The sequence below is a fragment of the Paractinoplanes ferrugineus genome (assembly GCF_016862195.1).
Taxonomy (GTDB): Bacteria; Actinomycetota; Actinomycetes; order Mycobacteriales; family Micromonosporaceae; genus Actinoplanes; species Actinoplanes ferrugineus.
In genome coordinates, this window is sequence record NZ_BOMM01000044.1 from 1 (window position 1) to 15,581 (window position 15,581).

Genomic DNA, 15,581 nt, shown 5'->3' on the forward strand with positions numbered 1-15,581 from the left:
CCGCCGCCCTCGCCGCCAGCCGCCGCCCTCACCGCCAGCCGCCGCCCTCACCGCCAGCCGCCGCCCTCACCGCCAGCCGCCGCCCTCACCGCCAGCCGCCGCACTCGCCGCCAGCCGGCGTCAGGGCCGGGCCCGCGCCAGGGCGGTCAAGGCGGTGAGCGGGTCGGGCTCGGCCGGGATCAGCACGACGCTCGTCGCGCCGGCGGCGTGCCGGGCCGCGATCCGGGCGCGTACCTCGTCGGGGGTGCCGGCCAGGGCGAGCTCGCCGACCCACTCGTCGGGCATGGTCGCCGCGAACTCGGTCGGGCCCGCCGCCGCCTCGCGATGCCGGGCCAGGTCGGCGGCGAAAGGCAGCGGGGCGAGGTGCGGGGCCCAGTCCGGTTCGCCGATCCAGGCGAGACCGGGCCGCGCCAGGTCGCGAGCCGCCCGCCCGTCGTCCGCGACCACCGCCGCGTCGTAGGTGATGACCAGCGGCCGCTCCGCCGCCCCGGCACCGGACCCGGCCGCCGCGCCATTGGGCCCGGCCATCGCCGCGCCGGCGGGCCCGGCCATCGCCGACCCGGCGGGCCCGGCCATCGCCGACCCGGCACCGGCTACGGCTGCGCCAGCAGGGACAGCGGCCGGGGTCAGGCGGCGGCGGGAATCGGCGATGTAGGGCGGAGTGGCCGGCTCGGCCAGCAGGAGGCCGTCGGCGACCTCGCCGGCGAGGGCTATCGATTTCGGGCCGCGCACGCCCAGGACCACGGGCGGCGGCGTGGCCGGGATCTCGCCGATCCGGACGCCGGCGACGTCGACGTAGCGGCCGGCGGGTGGGCCCGGCTCGCCGCGCAGCAGGGTTCGGAGGGCGGTTGCGTACTCGCGAAGGAGCGTCAGCGGGCTCGCCGGCCAGGCACCGGCCGACCGCATCCAGTCGGGCATGCCGTGCCCGAGGCCGGCGATCAGCCGGTCCGGGAAGAGTTGGGCCAGGGTGGCGAGTTCCATCGCGGCGAAGGCGGCGTTGCGGGCGCCGGCCGGCAGGATGCCGATGCCGACGACGATCCGGGAGGTGGCGGCGAGGACCGCGCCGGCCTGGGCGACGCCGCCGCGGAAGCCGAGGTCCTCGACGACCCACAGTTCGTCGAAGCCGAGCTCCTCGGCCCGGCGGGCGTAGGTCAGGACCTGAGCCGCGGGCAGGTCCCGCGGCAACATCACGCCGACATGTGCCATCAGCCGAGCCTAGGCCACGCCGAGATCCAGTTAACAGCTGCATGATGCAGCCAGCGGGTAGAACTGAGGGATGCGCCGCCCCTACCTCGTCCTGGCTATCTGCTGCATGAGCCTGTTCATCGTCGGACTCGACGTCACGATCATGAACATCGCGCTGCCGGCTCTGCGCGAGGATCTCGGCGCGAGCATCTCGGGGCTGCAGTGGACCATCGACGCGTACACGCTTGTGCTGGCCAGCCTTCTCGTGCTCAGCGGGTCGACGGCCGACCGAGTGGGCCGCCGGCGGGTGTTCCAGACCGGGCTCGCGCTGTTCAGTGCCGGGTCGCTGCTCTGCAGCGTGGCGCCGAGCCTGGGCTGGCTGATCGCGTTCCGGGCGGTGCAGGCGATCGGCGGCAGCATGCTCAACCCGGTGGCGATGTCGATCATCACGAACACCTTCACCGAGCCCCGCGAGCGGGCCCGCGCGATCGGCGTGTGGGGTGGCGTGATCGGGTTCAGCATGGCGCTCGGGCCGCTGCTCGGCGGGTTTCTCGTCGACACGCTCGGGTGGCGGTCGATCTTCTGGGTGAACGTGCCGGTCGGCATCGCGGCGTTCCTGCTCGCGGCCAGGTTCGTGCCCGAGTCACGGGCGCCGCACCCACGCCGGCTCGACCCCGTCGGGCAGGTGCTCGTGTTCCTGGTGCTGGCCGGAGTCACGTACGGCATCATCGAGGGACCCACCGCCGGCTGGAGCTCGCCGCGGATCGTCGGGTGTTTCGTGGTCGGCGCGGCGGCCCTGGCCGCCCTTCTGCGCCATGAGCCGCGACAGCCGGAACCGTTGTTGGAGCTGCGGTTCTTCCGCAGCGTGCCGTTCAGCGGCGCCACCCTGATCGCCGTGTGCGCGTTCGGCTCGCTGGCCGGGTTCCTCTTCCTCAATTCGATATACCTGCAGGACGTACGCGGGCTGGAACCACTGCACGCCGGCCTGTGGACGCTGCCGATGGCCGCCACCACCGCCCTGCTCTCCCCCGTCTCGGGCCGGCTCGTCGCGGCGCGCGGCACCCGGCTGCCGCTGACCGTCGCCGGGGTCGCGTTCGTCGCCGGCATGCTGCCGATGACCCGGCTGACCGCGACCACCCCGATCTGGTTGCTGATGACGTGTTACGTCCTGTTCGGCGTCGGGTTCGCCATGGTCAACTCGCCGATCACCAATACCGCCGTCTCCGGCATGCCGCGTGAGCAGGCCGGGGTGGCGGCCGCGATCGCGTCGACGAGCCGGCAGGTCGGCGGGGCGCTCGGCGTCGCGGTGATCGGGGCGGCGGTCGCCTCCACCTCCGTCGGTTTCGCCGAGGCGAGCCACGCGGGCTGGTGGATCATCACCGGGCTCGGTGCGTCGGTGCTGGTGCTGGGCCTGGTCACGACCGGGCGGTGGGCGCGCTCGACGGTAGCGCGGGCGGCGGTTGCGGCCGAGTCGCCGGTAGCGGCCAAAATAGCGCGGTGACGATCAAGCGGGCTCTTTCGGTCGCGGCGGCCGCGGTCCTTCTTCTCGCCGGCGCGTACGCCGGTTTCCTGGGCCACCGGTCACGCCTGGTCGTGTCGCTCGCCCCGGACGGCCGGTTCCCGGTGGGCCGGGCGGTGCACGAGGTCGCCGATCGGGCCCGCACCGACGAACTGGCCCCGGTCGGCGGCAACCCGCGCGTCCTGTCGATCACGCTCTGGTACCCGGCCGCGAGCAACAGCGGAAAACCCTCGGAGTACGCCCCGGGCGCCTGGTCCGACCTGCACCACTTCGGCCCGGCCGAAACCGACTTCAAAAACGTCGATACCGGCACGTACGACGACGCCCCGCTCGCCGACGGCACCTTCCCGATCGTGGTGCTGATGCCCGGCCTCGGTTTCTCGGCACCGCAGTACGCGAATCTGGCCGCCCGGATCGCCGCGCGCGGTTACCTGGTCGCGGGGGTGACCCCGACCTACAGCGCCGACCTGAGCGTGCTCGGCGGCAAACCGGTGCCCGGGTCGGCGGCCGGCCGGCCCACCGACCTCGCCGGCCCGGCCGGGAACCGGCTGCTCAGCGTGTGGGCGGCCGACGCCCGGTTCGCGGCCGGCCGGGTGGCTGTGCTGCTCGGCCCGCACGCCCGCGCCGACCAGGTGATCTACGCCGGGCACTCGTTCGGCGGGGCGGCCGCGCTCGAGGCCTGCCGCACCGACGGGAGCTGCCGGGGGGCCGCCGACCTGGACGGCACGCCGTTCGGCCCGGTCGTGACGGACGGCGTGGGCAAACCACTGCTGCTGATCAGCTCGGGCACCGGCGGGGCGGCCACCGACGAGTCGGCGCGGCAACTGTTCCGGGCCGACTCGAAACAGGCGCGGGCCTACACCCTGGTGCAGAGCCGACATTTCGACTTCAGCGACTACGCCGCCTACTGGCTGGCCGCGCCGGTGCGCTGGTGGTTGCCGCTCGGCGACCCGCGGACGGTGCCGATCACCGTCGATTATCTGGACAACTTCTTCGCCTCGGTGACGATCGGTACGCCCTGGCGGGCACCGGACGAGCCCGGGGTGCGCGAGGCTGACATGCTTGTTCGATGAGTGATCCCTCCCCGATAGTTCGCATCTTCGACGAAGCCTCGGACGCCTACGACAACGTCGGCGTGGAATTCTTCCGGCCGCTCGGGGTCGAACTGGTGCGGGCGGTCGAGCCGAAACCCGGGGAGCGGGTGCTCGACGCGGGCTGCGGGACGGGGGCGGTGCTCGTGCCGGTCGCCGAGGCGGTCGGGTCCGGCGGATATGTGGTCGGCATCGATCTGGCGCCCGGCATGGTGGCCCGCAGCCAGGCCACGGCCACCGGACTCGACCAGGTGGTCGTCCAGTCCGGCGACGCCCAGCAGCCGGACTTCCCGGACGGTTCCTTCGACGTGATCACGTCCGGGCTCGTACTCTTCTTCCTGCCCGACCCGCCGGCCGCGCTCACCGCGTACCGCAAGCTGTTGACCCCGCGGGGCCGCCTGGCCTTCAGCTGTTTCGCCCAGCATGACCCCCGCTATGGCCAGGCCATGAAGATCCTGGCCCGCTTCGCGGACGACGCGCCGCCGGAGCGCAAACTGCACCCGATGTTCGACTCGGCGGAGAGCCTGCACGCCGCCGCGCTGACCGCCGGCTTCGCCTCGGCCGAGGTCAGCGAGGCGACGGTACGCAGCGAATTCAACGACGCCGCCCACCTGTACGAGTGGATCGGCTCGCACGGCGGCCGAGAGATGGTCGACCGCATCCCGATCTCCCGCCGCTCCGTCGCCATCTCGCATCTGGCCTCGGAGATCCCCGAACCGCTCGACTTCACCACCCGCATCCGGATCGTGGTCGCTCATCGCACCCCGTGATCCTTTCTGATCTTCATCAGTTGCTGATCGCGGTCCGTTGCTGATCGTGATCAGCGGTGCCCCGGGCACCGGCAAGAGCACCCTGGCCCACCGGCTGGCCCGCGAGATCGGCTGCCCGGTGGTGAGCCGTGACGAGATCCGCGAAGGAATCGTCCACGCCGGAACCCCCGACCCCGACCTGACCCACTCCTACCGAACCTTCATCGCGACCGTGACCTCCCTGGTGAACGCCGGCGTCACAGTCGTCGCGGAGGCCGCTTTCCAGAACGCCCCGTGGCGCCCACTGCTCGACCTGGGCCCCACCCGCATCCTCCATTGCACCGCCGACCCCCCGGTCGCCACCGCCCGCGTAGTCCTCCGAGCCGCCCACCCCGGCACCCCCCTACCCGTCCCCGACTGGAAGCCCATCGCCTCCACCCTCCCCACCCTCGTCGTGGACACCACCTCCGGCTACCACCCCTCCTTCGCCGAGATATTGGTATTCGCGCAGTCCCCTGAAATTCCTTGAATCATCGATCGTCCGACTCCATTCCTGGCCTGGCGCGCCACCGTTCAGCCGCTTTTCAGTTCTCGCCTTTCCCGGGCCATCCAAAACACCTGAACTGAAGTGCGTGATCGGGCTCGAAGCTTCCCAGCCCTTGCTAATTCCGAGTCGATTACCGCCCACCCGACCCGGACAGACCTCAGCCGTAGCGCAATTCGCCGAGGCAGTGGGGTCAGCAGCCCCTTGGGTGTAGGCAGCCTGCGGACGTCAGCAGCCCCTTGGGTGTCGGCAGCCTGCGGACGTCAGCAGCCCCCGGATGTCGGCAGCCTCGGATGTCGGCGGCCTTGGGGTGTCCGCCGCCCCAGGGTTTCGGCAGCCTCGGAGTTTCGGCAGCACATCGGAGGTCGGCAGCTGCGTGACGCCGGTGACCCTCCTGGGGATTGGTGGCCTTCGGGGCCGGCAGCTTCGTGCCGTTGGCAGCCCCGGGTTCCCGCAGTCCTGGGTTCCCGCAGCCCTGGATTTCCCGCGACCCTGGATCTCCCGCAGCCCTGCGATGCCGGCGACCCTGGGATGCAGAGGCAGCGCTGCGGAGTTGGCGACCTCGGGTGTAGGCAGGCCTGGTCGACGGCAGCCCTGGTTGACCGGCAGCCCTGGGTACCAGGGCTAGTTCCGTGGCGGCAGCACGGTGGTGTCGGCGACCCTGGAGCGCTGGCGGCCTTCGATGGCGGCAGCCGGCGATCGATGCCGCCCAGTAAAACGAACATACGGCGGCGACCGAGGCCGGGCGGTATGACGGGGTCGCACGATCGATGTTGTCGGTGCCCCACGGGTGGATCCCGGCCGGCTCGCTCTGGTTCGGGCGGGCCGGCTCGCTCTGGTTCGGGCGGGCCGGCTCGACCGAACCGTCGTTGCAGCGGTTCGACCGGCGCCACATGGTCGACCGGCTGACCCGGCCTTGCACGAGGCCGGCCCGGATGCGCCCGGCCTGGATGCGGTTTGCCTCTCACGCGGAGTTTCAACCCAGAGAGTGAGCCTCGCCCAGCACGTCCGCTCCCATGAAGAAGGCAACGCCCGGGGAGCAAGCCCAGCCCCTCGAGCAAGGCCGGCACCGAGAACAGGACCGGCCCGAGGATCAGGATCGGCTCGAGGATCAGGATCGGCTCGAGGCAAAGGCCCAGCCCAGCGACCAAGCGCAACCCCGGCGGCACGCCCATGCCGGAAAGCACGCTCCACCCGCGAAGCAGGCCCAGCCCTAAGAACAGCGCCGGAGGGAGGTGGAGGATCAGCCCCAGGTGCGGGACCAACTCTCGACACGGTTCCCGCTCGATCAGGGAGCCCAAACCTCGCAAAATTCCCGATCCGCCCGAGAAGTGCGGGCCATGCAGCGATGCTCATCCGGGCTACTGGATCCACCTGAAACAAGAGCTCCACCTGAGAGGCGGGCACAGCTTCGGGGTCAAGCCCAACCTGACGATCGGGCTCGATCCGCAGAGCAAGCCCAACCCGAGAAGCAGGCGAAACCCGGGGAGCAGGCGAACCCCAGGCGACAGGCATGACCCCGAAGGCAGGCATGACCCGAACCGCAAGCTCAACCTGCCGCGCAGGCACAACACGGGGCGCAGGCACGACCAGGGGAACGGGCACGGACCCGGGCGCAGGCACGGACCCGGGCGCAGGCACGGACCCGGGCGCAGGCACGGACCCGGGCGCAGGCACGGACCGGGGCGCAGGCACAGCCTCGGGTGGGGTGGAGGGCTGGGCGGCGGGGAGCGAGCGGAAAGGCGTGCCGGGGGCTGGCTCGGGGGTGGAGACGGCGGGCGCGGGCGGAGCAGTGGCAACTGGCGCTGGGGAGGACGGGCGCTGGGTCAAGGTCGCGTCCGGGGGCCAGATCAGGGGTGGGAGGGCGTCGGTGGGGTCGTGCAGGCCGAGTTCGCCGCATTCGCGGGAGCAACCGCGCAGGCGGCACAACTTCGAACCGTGGCGGCGGGCGAGGCCCCAGGGCCGGTGACGCTCGTGTTCGCGGCGGAACTCGTCATTGCCCGGCGACCAATTACGCGCTCTGGTGCGATCCCGCAGCGCAATGGTCACTGCGCGAGAGAATAATGAGAGCTGCTGGTGCCGCATAAGAACATTTTCCCGCACCCGGAATGCGCCCCGCCAAGGTTGGATCATGCCATTTTCGAACAACTTTCCATGGCTTGCGGGCGACCGGAAACAGGAAGGCCGGAAATGGCGGAAGGTCAGACGCCGCTGAGATAGGTTTCGGGCTCCAGGGTGTCGATGTGGACGGGGTGCACGGCGGTGGTCTCGTCGACCAGGATGGTGGGGCGGGGCCGGTCGGGGCGGGAAGACGAACAGGGCCTGTGGGGCCCCTCGGCGTGCAGGAGGTCCTCGATCGAGCCGGGCTGGCCGTGGGCACTCGCCTCACCCGCATGGGAGCGCCCCACCGGGGGGCGGCGACCGCGGTGCCGCAGTGGGTGGCCAGGCCGATGAGCGGCACCCGGTCGGCGCCGAAGTGAACCGGGTCGCGGACGCGTTGGCCTCGGCCGGGCTGGTCGTTGGGGGCGCGCAGCCATTGGTGGAGTCGGCGGTCTCCTGGTTGACCCACATCCAGGTCGGCCGCCGGTCGTAGACGGGCAACGCCTCCCGGGGGCCGGGAACCCGCGGACCGCGGAGTCGACCCGGGCGCAGTCGGGCCAGTTTCCCGCAACGGCGACGAAGTCGATCAGCCGGCGGGTGAGCGCCGCCCGCCGCCGGTGGAACTCGTGGGTGCCTTGGCCGGCCTCGCCGATCAGCACCACGCGGGCGCCGGCCGCCCGGTCGAGCAGGATGTCCAGGTCTCCCGGGTCGCGCATGGGCCGCGCGATGGCCGCACCTCGTCCGGGTGAGGATGCATGGAGGACCGGCCACCATGGGTAGCCGGTCCCCTGCGCTACTTGATCGGTAGATCCAGGTAGGAGCCGCCGGCCACGGTGATCGAGCCGGGGTCGTTGGCGTCGTAGTAGAGCGGATCGACGGTGTCGATCACCAGGGTGAGCGAGTGCCCGGCGGGCAGGTCGTAGTTGACGGCGGAGAGCGACAGGTCGATCGTGCGGCTACCGCCGCCGCTCGACGACCAGCTGACCGGGTTGTGGGTGAGCAGGGCGGCGTTGCCCACGCTGTCGAGGTCATAGAGGTACGCGACCAGGGAGCCGTCGGCGGCGGTGCCGGTCAGGTCGAGGTGCACCTTCGGGATGCCGCGGATCTTGGTGACGGTCGAGGGCCGGTCCGCCGCCCACACGCCGGCCCGGGTGCGGTCGACGAACGGCAGCCAGATCGACGGGCGCCGGCCGGTGAACGCGGAGACGCCGTTGGTCAGCAGCACCACGCCACCGTTGGCGACCGTGTCGAGGTCGGTGGGCAGGGTCTTGGACCAGCCGGTGGTGGGGCTGCCGCCGAGCCGGCCGGTGCCGTCGTACCAGCGGATCTCGCCCAGCCCGTACCTCCTGGTGCTGGTGGTCTGGGCAGCCCAGCTGTCCCAGATCTCGGCGCTCGCGTTGTCGGGTTTGAGGTAGACCTTGCCCGGCGCCGTGCCGGCGGTGTCGTTCTTGAGGTAGCGGTCGAACCAGCCGCGGGTGCTCGCCCACACCTCGTTGGGCAGGCCGACGAGGCCGGTCAGCTCGGCGATCGCATGGTCGCCGGGGCGCAGTTCGAGGCGCTTCGGGGTGGTGAGCCGGCCGTAGAAGTCGACGAGCTGGTTGGGCGGGAAGAACGTGTCGCCCCAGGAGTTCGCGATCATGACGGCCGGGTTGTTGGCGTTGATCCGGTCGAGGTAGGTGGCGGCCGAGCGGACCTTCGCCCAATCCATCACCTTGGGTACGTTCCGGTCGGCGCTGAAGTCGTCGAGCATGGTCGTCAGTTCGGTACCGGGGTGGCCGACGAGTTGCGCGGCCAGGCCGAGCAGGCCGGTCGACTGGAGGTGCCGGGTCTGGTCGGCGTAGAGCGAGGCGACCAGGTCGGTCCAGCCGCTGAGCATCGCGACCGCCCGGATCCGGTTGTCGAAGGCCGAGCCGAGCAGGCTGATGCCGGCGCCGTACGAGACCCCGGCCGCCCCGATGCGCGCCGGGTCGGTCGGCGTGTTGGCGATCGTCCAGTCGAGCACCTTGGACAGGTCGGCCAGGTCTTTCGGCCCGGCGGTGTCGATCGCACCGCCGCTGGCCCACCAGCCGCGCGGCGTGTACGAGACCACGACGTAGCCGGCCGCGGCCATGCTCGCGGCCTGCGCGACGTATTCGAGGTCGTTGAGGCCCCAGCTGGAGGAGAAGACGACGGCGGGGTAGCGGCCGGCGGCGGCCGGGGCGACCACGTTGGCCTTGAGGACCACGCCGCCATCGCCGGGGATGTCCACGAACTTGGTGGTGGTGGACGCGGCGTGGGCCGGGCTCGGGGCGGCCCCGATCACCAGGACCGCGGTCAGCACCGATAGCAGGAAGGCAAGCAGGGATGAGCGCCGTGGCACCATGCGCACTCCTCGACGGGACGGAAGGTCCGGCGAGCGTAGGAGCGGGTACCGAGAATTTGAACTTCATGACATTATCGTTACTTGCCAGTAACGTTGGTCACTTTACCGACGGGTAACGAGCCGGGCGGTAGCGAACCGGACGGTAACGAGCCGGGCGGTAGCGAACCGACTGGGCCGGTACCGAGACGGCGGGTGCGAGGGGAGGGCGCGGTGCTCTACGGTGCTCAGCCCGCACGCCGCCGGGACGCGCAACGCAACCGGCTCGCCATCCTGACCGCCGCCTGCGAGCTGATGTCGAGTTCGCAGCCCCGGGTCGGGATGCCGGAGATCGCCCGGCGGGCCGGGATCGGCCAGGCCACCCTGTACCGCCACTTCCCCGACCGGGAAGCGCTGACCACGGCGGTCATCGGCTACCTGATCGACGGCCTCGAGCGGTGCGTGGCGGCCGGACTCGAGCAGCCCACCATGTTCCGGGCGGCGCTGCACGAGATCCTGCGCGCACAGGTCAACATGCGGCCGCTGGTGCAGTTGGCCCGCCGGCTCGACGCCGCCACCCGGGGCCGGTTCCTGCGCCGCATCGCCGGTGTTCTGGCCGAACCGCTGCGCCGCGCGCAGGAGGCGGGTGAAGTTCGGCCCGATCTGGTCCCTGACGACGTGATTCTGTTGTTCGGTATGGTCGAGGGCGTCGTCGAGGGAGCAGGCAGCCATGCCGAGGCCGTGGCTGCCGCGGGTCGTTCCATCGACCTGGCTCTCGACGGCGTATTCCGGCCGGTCACGTCGCCTTCCGAGGCGCCACTGCGGATTGGTAAGCTCTGATGTTCGACGAACAGGTGGGATTGTCGATGAGCTCGCCCGATGCCGTGGTGCCCGAAACCGAGGCGCCCGAGTCCGTGCTGCCCGCTTCTGACGAAGCGGATGCAGCAGCCGCCCCTACGCTTGAATCCGCTGCTCCCGAGCCCGACACTCCCGCCGTTGAGCAAACGGCACCCGGCGCCGAGGAAGCGGCCCCGGCCGCCGGCGAGGCGGCACCAGCCGTCGCTGAGGCGACCCCGGTCGCCGACGACGCGGCACCCGCCGTGGACGACGCGGCACCCGCCGTGGACGACGCGGCACCGGCTGCAGACGACGCGGCTCCCGCCGCTGACGACGCGGCGTCGGCCGCGCCCGATCCCGCCGCTCGCGCGCGCGAGCAGGCCTGGGCGGCGATCGAGAAGCTGAAGGACGAGGACGGGGTCGTCAAGGGCCCGGTCACCGAGGCCGTCAAGGGCGGCCTGATCCTCGACATCGGCGTGCGGGGCTTCCTGCCCGCGTCGCTGGTGGAGATGCGTCGCGTCCGCGACCTGCGGCCCTACGTGGGTCGTGAGCTCGAAGCCAAGATCATCGAGCTGGACAAGAACCGCAACAACGTGGTCCTGTCCCGCCGGGCCTGGCTCGAGCAGCACCGCACCGAGGCGCGCACCGGTCTGTTCGATCGGCTCGCCAAGGGTCAGGTGCGCAAGGGCGTGGTCTCGTCGATCGTCGCCTTCGGTGCGTTCGTCGACCTCGGCGGGGTCGACGGTCTGGTGCACGTCTCCGAGCTTTCCTGGCGGCACGTCGACCACCCCTCCGAGGTGGTTCGCGTCGGCCAGGAGGTCGAGGTCGAGGTGCTCGAGGTCAGCCAGGAACGCAAGCGGGTGTCCCTGTCGCTCAAGGCGACCCAGGAAGACCCGTGGCGTCAGTTCGCTCGGATCCACACGATCGGCCAGATCGTGCCCGGCCAGGTCACCAAGCTGGTGCCGTTCGGCGCGTTCGTCCAGGTCGAGCACGGCATCGAGGGTCTGGTGCACATCTCCGAGCTGGCCGGCGGGCACATCGAGTCGCCCGAGCAGATCGTCCAGACCGGTGACACCGTGCTTGTCAAGATCATTGACATCGATCTGGACCGGCGTCGCATCTCGCTGTCGCTGCGCCAGTCCAACGAGAGCTACGTCGACGGGGACGAGAACTTCGACCCGACGATGTACGGCATGGCCGCCACGTACGACAACGACGGCAACTACATCTACCCCGAGGGCTTCGACGCCGAGACCGGCGAGTGGCTCGACGGGTTCGATGAGCAGCGCGAGACCTGGGAGCAGCAATACTCCGACGCCCGGGAGCGCTGGGAAGCCCACGGCCGGCAGGTGCTGGCCAGCCGCGAGGCCGGGCACGCCTAGGTGAACAGAGCGACCGTCTCCGGCAGCTGCGAATGTGCCGGGGACGGGAGCTCCGCCGGGTCGAACCAACCGAGCTCGTCGAACTTGTGCGGCTCACCGATGCGGGCCTCGGCCGGGTCCAGGCGCACCGCGAAGACGATCGCCACCCAGTGCGAGCCGGGACGCAGCACATTGCGTACGCCGAGCAGCTCGATCTTCTCCGGCCCGGTCCCGTACTCCTCGATGACCTCGCGCGCGACCGCCTGCTCGAAGGTCTCCCCGAACTCCAGCGCGCCCGCCCCGCAGTCCCAGGTGCCGGGCTCGTCCCGGGCCCGGGTGGAGCGCCGCGCGAGCAGGATGCGCCCCGCCCCGTCGTGACAGACGAAAACCACGGAGACCGAGGGCGTACGAGTCATGAAAAGCATTAAAGCGTGTCTCAACGGCGGCCGTCCCGCCCCCGCCTCCCCCACCGATCTGGCCGCCGAGGCCGCCGCCGCCGTGGCGGCGGGCGCCGAGGCCGTGCACGTCCATCCGCGCGACCCGGCCGGCCGCGAGTCGCTGGCGGCCGAGGACATCGGCGCGGCGCTGGTGGCGATCCGGCGAGCCGTCCCCGGCCTGCGGGTGGGTGTCTCCACCGGCCTCTGGATCACCGGCGGCGACGCGCCCCGCCGGGCGGCGCACATCGCCGCCTGGCGCGCACTGCCCGATTTCACGTCGGTGAATGTCGGTGAGGAGGGCTTCACCGATCTGGTACGCCTCCTCACCGCCCGCGGCGTCGGCGTGGAAGCCGGGGTGTGGCGCCCGGCCGAGGCCCAGGCCGTGGCCGGACTCGCCCTGGAACGGGTGCTTATTGAGGTGCTCGACACCCCGGCGGCCGCGGCGGTCCCGGCCGCCGACGCGATCCTGGCCGCCCTCGACGAGGCCGGCTGGACCGGCGAACGCCTGCTGCACGGTGAACAGGACGCGTGCTGGCCGCTGATCGCCCACGCCGGCCGGCTCGGCCTGCCCACCCGGGTCGGCCTCGAGGACACCCTGGTGTTGCCGGACGGCAGCCCGGCACCCGGCAACGCGGCCCTGGTCGAGAAGGCGCTGGAGGTCTGGCGGTCAGCCCGCCACGACGCGGGTGAGCGGCTCGATCCGGGCCGGTAACGGCGTCAGGCTGGCGCGCAGCTCGGCCGTCAGGTCACTGTGCGGGGCGAAGGCCGCCGCCACCACGTCGAGGTACTCCCGCCGGATCCGGGCCGAGCCGCGAGAGAGGCCGGCCTCCGCCGTCCGGACACTGGCGGGCTTCCCGACGTACGCCCACACCGTCGCCGGGCGCGGCAGCCCGCCCCAGCCGACGACCGCGTGCGTGACGTCGGCCCGGTCGTAGTTCCCCTCCCGCGCGTCCAGCGCCGCGACCAGGTCCGGTCCACCCAGCAGCAGATAGCCGGTGAGCACCGTCCGAGGGTCGGCCGGGACGATGTTCAGGAAGAGGACCTGCACCGGCGGGCGCTCGGTGGTCCCCGGCGTGTGGTAACGAACGGCCCGTGACACGGTGTTGTCGGTGCACACGTTCCATCGGCGCCGCCAGCCCGCGAGGGTGGCCTTGCCGAAGTGGACACCGTCCCGGGCGCCCTCGCCGAGCGTCGCCGCCAGCGCCGCGGCCGAAACCACCGATCCGTAGACGAAAACTCCGCACGTGTCCCGCTCCGAGACGTTCATCTTCCCAGTATCCGGTGCCCCGCCGGGCCGCCGGGCGTGGCTAGCATCGGGAGCATGGCTGGGGACTGGTTCGCCGACGCGGTGATGTACGAGATCTACCCGCAGTCGTTCGCCGACTCGAACGGCGACGGGATCGGCGACCTGCGCGGGGTCATCGACCGGCTCGACCACATCGCGTCGCTCGGCGTCGACGTCATCTGGTTCAACCCGTGCTTCGCGTCGCCGTTCGTCGACGCCGGTTACGACGTGTCCGATTATCTGACGATCGCGCCGCGCTACGGCACCAACGACGACCTGGTGGAGCTCGTCGAGGCGGCCGGCAAGCGCGGCATCCGCATCATGCTCGACCTGGTGGCCGGGCACACGTCGATCGAGCACCCCTGGTTCCGCAAGGAGCTGCACGCCGACGGGCCCGACCCGAAGGGCGACCGGTACATCTGGTGCGAGCAGCTGCCGGCGAGCACCTGGGCCCGCGCCATGCCCGGCACCCCGGCCTGGGTCGAGTCCCCCGGCCCGCGGCGTGGCTACTACCTGAAGAACTTCTACGACGAGCAGCCGGCACTGAACTTCGGCTGGGCCCGGCCGGGTGGTGCCGACCAGCCGTGGCGGGACGCGGTCGACGCCCCCGGGCCGCTGCGCAACCGGCAGGCACTCAAGGACATCATCGGGTTCTGGCTCGCCAAGGGCGTCGCCGGGTTCCGGGTCGACATGGCGTTCTCGCTGGTCAAGGACGAGCTGTCGGACGAGGGTCGGGCCGAGACGGTGTCGCTGTGGGGCGAGATCCGGCGATGGCTGGACGACGCGTACCCGCAAGCTGTTCTGATCCCGGAGGGCGCAGAACCGAGGGTGGGTGAATCGCTCGCCTTCGACGCCGATTTCTTCCTGGTGATCAAGGAGGCGCACGCGAGCCTGTTCGACAACCACGCCGCGGGGATCCTGCCTTTCCAGGCGCCACGCGAGCCGTTCTTCGACGCCGAGGGCCGGGGCAGCACCCGGCCGTTCCTCGACGCCTGGACGGCGGCGAAGGCGGTCGACCCGGGCCGGCCGATCGTGCTGTCCACCGCCGACCACGACTACGCCCGGCTGCGGGTGGGCGGGCGCACCGCGGAGCAGATGCGCTCGGCGCTGGTCTTCCTGTTCACCTGGGGCAGCGTGCCTTGCCTCTACTACGGCGACGAGATCGGCATGCGCTATCTGCCGGATCTGCCGAACGTGGAGGGTGCGGTGTGCAACCCGCTCTACAACCGGGCCGGCTGCCGCACCCCGATGCAGTGGGACTCCACCGCCAACGCCGGCTTCTCCGCCGCCGCCGCGGCGAAGCTCTACCTGCCGATCGACCCCGACCCGCAGCGACCGACCGTAGCCGCCCAGAACGACGACCCGGCGTCGACACTCAACTTCGTCCGCGGCCTGATCAGCCTGCGCCAGGCCCATCCGGCCCTGCGGGCCCGGGCGTCGATCGAGGTTCTCAGCGAGGGCTATCCCCTTGCGTACGTCCGGGGCGGCACCCACCTGGTCGTCGTCAACCCGCGCCGGGAGGCCGCGTCGCTCGCCGTCCCGCCCGCGACGCCGCTGCTCGCCGAGGGCGTCACCACCACCGCCGACGGCCTGCGGGTGGCGGGTTTCGGCTACGGGATACTCGCGCTCCGATGAGCCGGGGCGAACCGACCGGGCGGGGCCGGCTTGCCGATCCGCGAGCCGGCCCTCGACCGTCCCGGATGGCCGCGCGGATCGTCTCCGGCATCGGCTCGCCGCCGCCATCCGCATGGCCGCCGGCGCCGTCCGTGGCGGCTCGCCATCCTGGACTCACCCCGCTCGCCGCCTGGCTCCCCCGCTCCCGCCCGGCCCACTCCCGCCCGGCCCACTCCCGGCTCCCCCCGCTCCCGGCTGCGGTCGGTCCACTGGACGGACCGGGCGAAACGTGCTGACCGCCTGTGGTTTCACGATCGTGGACACCGCCGTCGAGCACCAGAACGACGCGCTGGCGCTCCGGCCGACCGTGCCGGGCCGCGGCGACGTGGCCGCTTCGCTGGCCGACCTGGCCGGCGTCATCTCGGTCTCCTCCGACGACGGCACCGCCGAACCGGCTAGGCGGGATCGGCGGTCCGGTCGTCCGTGCCGCCCGGGTGGTGAAGCGGCAGCCGACCGGAGGC

Annotated in this window: 12 protein-coding genes and 1 pseudogene; 8 read left to right on the plus strand and 5 right to left on the minus strand. The window is 71.7% G+C overall.

The window, feature by feature from the left end; all coding sequences use genetic code 11:
• Window positions 1-120 precede the first annotated feature (120 nt).
• Complete coding sequence (locus Afe05nite_RS23370) at window positions 121-1,206, minus strand: LLM class flavin-dependent oxidoreductase (RefSeq protein ID WP_203819314.1); 1,086 nt, start codon at window positions 1,204-1,206, stop codon at window positions 121-123.
• Window positions 1,207-1,276: 70 nt separating this feature from the next.
• Here Afe05nite_RS23370 and Afe05nite_RS23375 point away from each other — a divergent pair, with 70 nt between their 5' ends.
• The 4 genes and pseudogenes from Afe05nite_RS23375 to Afe05nite_RS23390 form a co-directional block, all read left to right on the plus strand.
• A complete protein-coding gene (locus Afe05nite_RS23375) occupies window positions 1,277-2,686 on the plus strand; it encodes an MFS transporter (RefSeq protein ID WP_203819315.1) in 1,410 nt (469 codons plus the stop codon).
• Complete coding sequence (locus tag Afe05nite_RS23380; protein WP_203819316.1) at window positions 2,683-3,777, plus strand: alpha/beta hydrolase; 1,095 nt, start codon at window positions 2,683-2,685, stop codon at window positions 3,775-3,777. The genes Afe05nite_RS23375 and Afe05nite_RS23380 overlap by 4 nt, the downstream gene beginning before the upstream one ends.
• Window positions 3,774-4,565 (plus strand): class I SAM-dependent methyltransferase, encoded by a 792-nt coding sequence (locus tag Afe05nite_RS23385; protein WP_203819317.1) that lies wholly within the window; start codon window positions 3,774-3,776, stop codon window positions 4,563-4,565. Before Afe05nite_RS23380 ends, Afe05nite_RS23385 begins: the two co-directional genes overlap by 4 nt.
• Before the next feature lie 34 nt (window positions 4,566-4,599).
• Window positions 4,600-5,073, plus strand: a pseudogene (locus tag Afe05nite_RS23390) (P-loop nucleotide/nucleoside kinase family protein); the annotation flags it as partial.
• Between the two features lie 2,216 nt (window positions 5,074-7,289).
• Here Afe05nite_RS23390 and Afe05nite_RS43985 read toward each other — a convergent pair.
• Both Afe05nite_RS43985 and Afe05nite_RS23400 read right to left on the minus strand, forming a co-directional pair.
• On the minus strand, window positions 7,290-7,496 hold the full coding sequence (locus tag Afe05nite_RS43985; RefSeq protein WP_239118136.1) for a hypothetical protein: 207 nt from the start codon (window positions 7,494-7,496) through the stop codon (window positions 7,290-7,292).
• 485 nt (window positions 7,497-7,981) lie between these two features.
• The gene (locus Afe05nite_RS23400) at window positions 7,982-9,550 is read right to left on the minus strand and encodes a CocE/NonD family hydrolase (protein WP_203819319.1); all 1,569 of its coding nucleotides are present in this window, start codon (window positions 9,548-9,550) and stop codon (window positions 7,982-7,984) included.
• Between the two features lie 210 nt (window positions 9,551-9,760).
• Between Afe05nite_RS23400 and Afe05nite_RS23405 the strand changes: the two genes are divergently transcribed.
• Window positions 9,761-10,366: a TetR/AcrR family transcriptional regulator gene (locus Afe05nite_RS23405; protein ID WP_203819320.1), complete on the plus strand. Its 606-nt coding sequence runs from the start codon at window positions 9,761-9,763 to the stop codon at window positions 10,364-10,366.
• 26 nt (window positions 10,367-10,392) lie between these two features.
• The gene (locus tag Afe05nite_RS23410) at window positions 10,393-11,745 is read left to right on the plus strand and encodes a S1 RNA-binding domain-containing protein (RefSeq protein WP_307835646.1); all 1,353 of its coding nucleotides are present in this window, start codon (window positions 10,393-10,395) and stop codon (window positions 11,743-11,745) included.
• Here Afe05nite_RS23410 and Afe05nite_RS23415 read toward each other — a convergent pair.
• Entirely contained in the window at window positions 11,742-12,140 is a 399-nt protein-coding gene (locus Afe05nite_RS23415) for an NUDIX hydrolase (protein ID WP_203819321.1), read from the minus strand. The genes Afe05nite_RS23410 and Afe05nite_RS23415 overlap by 4 nt on opposite strands.
• Here Afe05nite_RS23415 and Afe05nite_RS23420 point away from each other — a divergent pair.
• Window positions 12,139-12,873 carry a 3-keto-5-aminohexanoate cleavage protein gene (locus Afe05nite_RS23420; protein ID WP_203819322.1) on the plus strand — a complete coding sequence of 245 codons (735 nt, stop codon included), beginning with the start codon at window positions 12,139-12,141 and terminating at the stop codon, window positions 12,871-12,873. The genes Afe05nite_RS23415 and Afe05nite_RS23420 overlap by 2 nt on opposite strands.
• On the opposite strand, the gene Afe05nite_RS23425 is transcribed toward Afe05nite_RS23420, so the two are convergent.
• On the minus strand, window positions 12,829-13,428 hold the full coding sequence (locus Afe05nite_RS23425) for a gamma-glutamylcyclotransferase family protein (RefSeq protein WP_203819323.1): 600 nt from the start codon (window positions 13,426-13,428) through the stop codon (window positions 12,829-12,831). The two genes, Afe05nite_RS23420 and Afe05nite_RS23425, sit on opposite strands and share 45 nt — an antisense overlap.
• A gap of 54 nt (window positions 13,429-13,482) precedes the next feature.
• On the opposite strand from Afe05nite_RS23425, the gene Afe05nite_RS23430 reads away from it, so the two are divergent.
• Window positions 13,483-15,081 carry an alpha-amylase family glycosyl hydrolase gene (locus Afe05nite_RS23430; RefSeq protein ID WP_203819324.1) on the plus strand — a complete coding sequence of 533 codons (1,599 nt, stop codon included), beginning with the start codon at window positions 13,483-13,485 and terminating at the stop codon, window positions 15,079-15,081.
• Window positions 15,082-15,581: the final 500 nt, after the last annotated feature.

Coding starts and splice junctions, on each gene's coding strand:
- Afe05nite_RS23410 (WP_307835646.1), top strand. CDS start 10,393: ATGAGCTCGCCCGATGCCGTGGTGCCCGAAACCGAGGCGCCCGAGTCC.
- Afe05nite_RS23430 (WP_203819324.1), top strand. CDS start 13,483: ATGGCTGGGGACTGGTTCGCCGACGCGGTGATGTACGAGATCTACCCG.
- Afe05nite_RS23385 (WP_203819317.1), top strand. CDS start 3,774: ATGAGTGATCCCTCCCCGATAGTTCGCATCTTCGACGAAGCCTCGGAC.
- Afe05nite_RS23415 (WP_203819321.1), bottom strand. CDS start 12,140: ATGACTCGTACGCCCTCGGTCTCCGTGGTTTTCGTCTGTCACGACGGG.
- Afe05nite_RS23425 (WP_203819323.1), bottom strand. CDS start 13,428: ATGAACGTCTCGGAGCGGGACACGTGCGGAGTTTTCGTCTACGGATCG.
- Afe05nite_RS23375 (WP_203819315.1), top strand. CDS start 1,277: ATGCGCCGCCCCTACCTCGTCCTGGCTATCTGCTGCATGAGCCTGTTC.
- Afe05nite_RS23370 (WP_203819314.1), bottom strand. CDS start 1,206: ATGGCACATGTCGGCGTGATGTTGCCGCGGGACCTGCCCGCGGCTCAG.
- Afe05nite_RS23400 (WP_203819319.1), bottom strand. CDS start 9,550: ATGGTGCCACGGCGCTCATCCCTGCTTGCCTTCCTGCTATCGGTGCTG.
- Afe05nite_RS23420 (WP_203819322.1), top strand. CDS start 12,139: ATGAAAAGCATTAAAGCGTGTCTCAACGGCGGCCGTCCCGCCCCCGCC.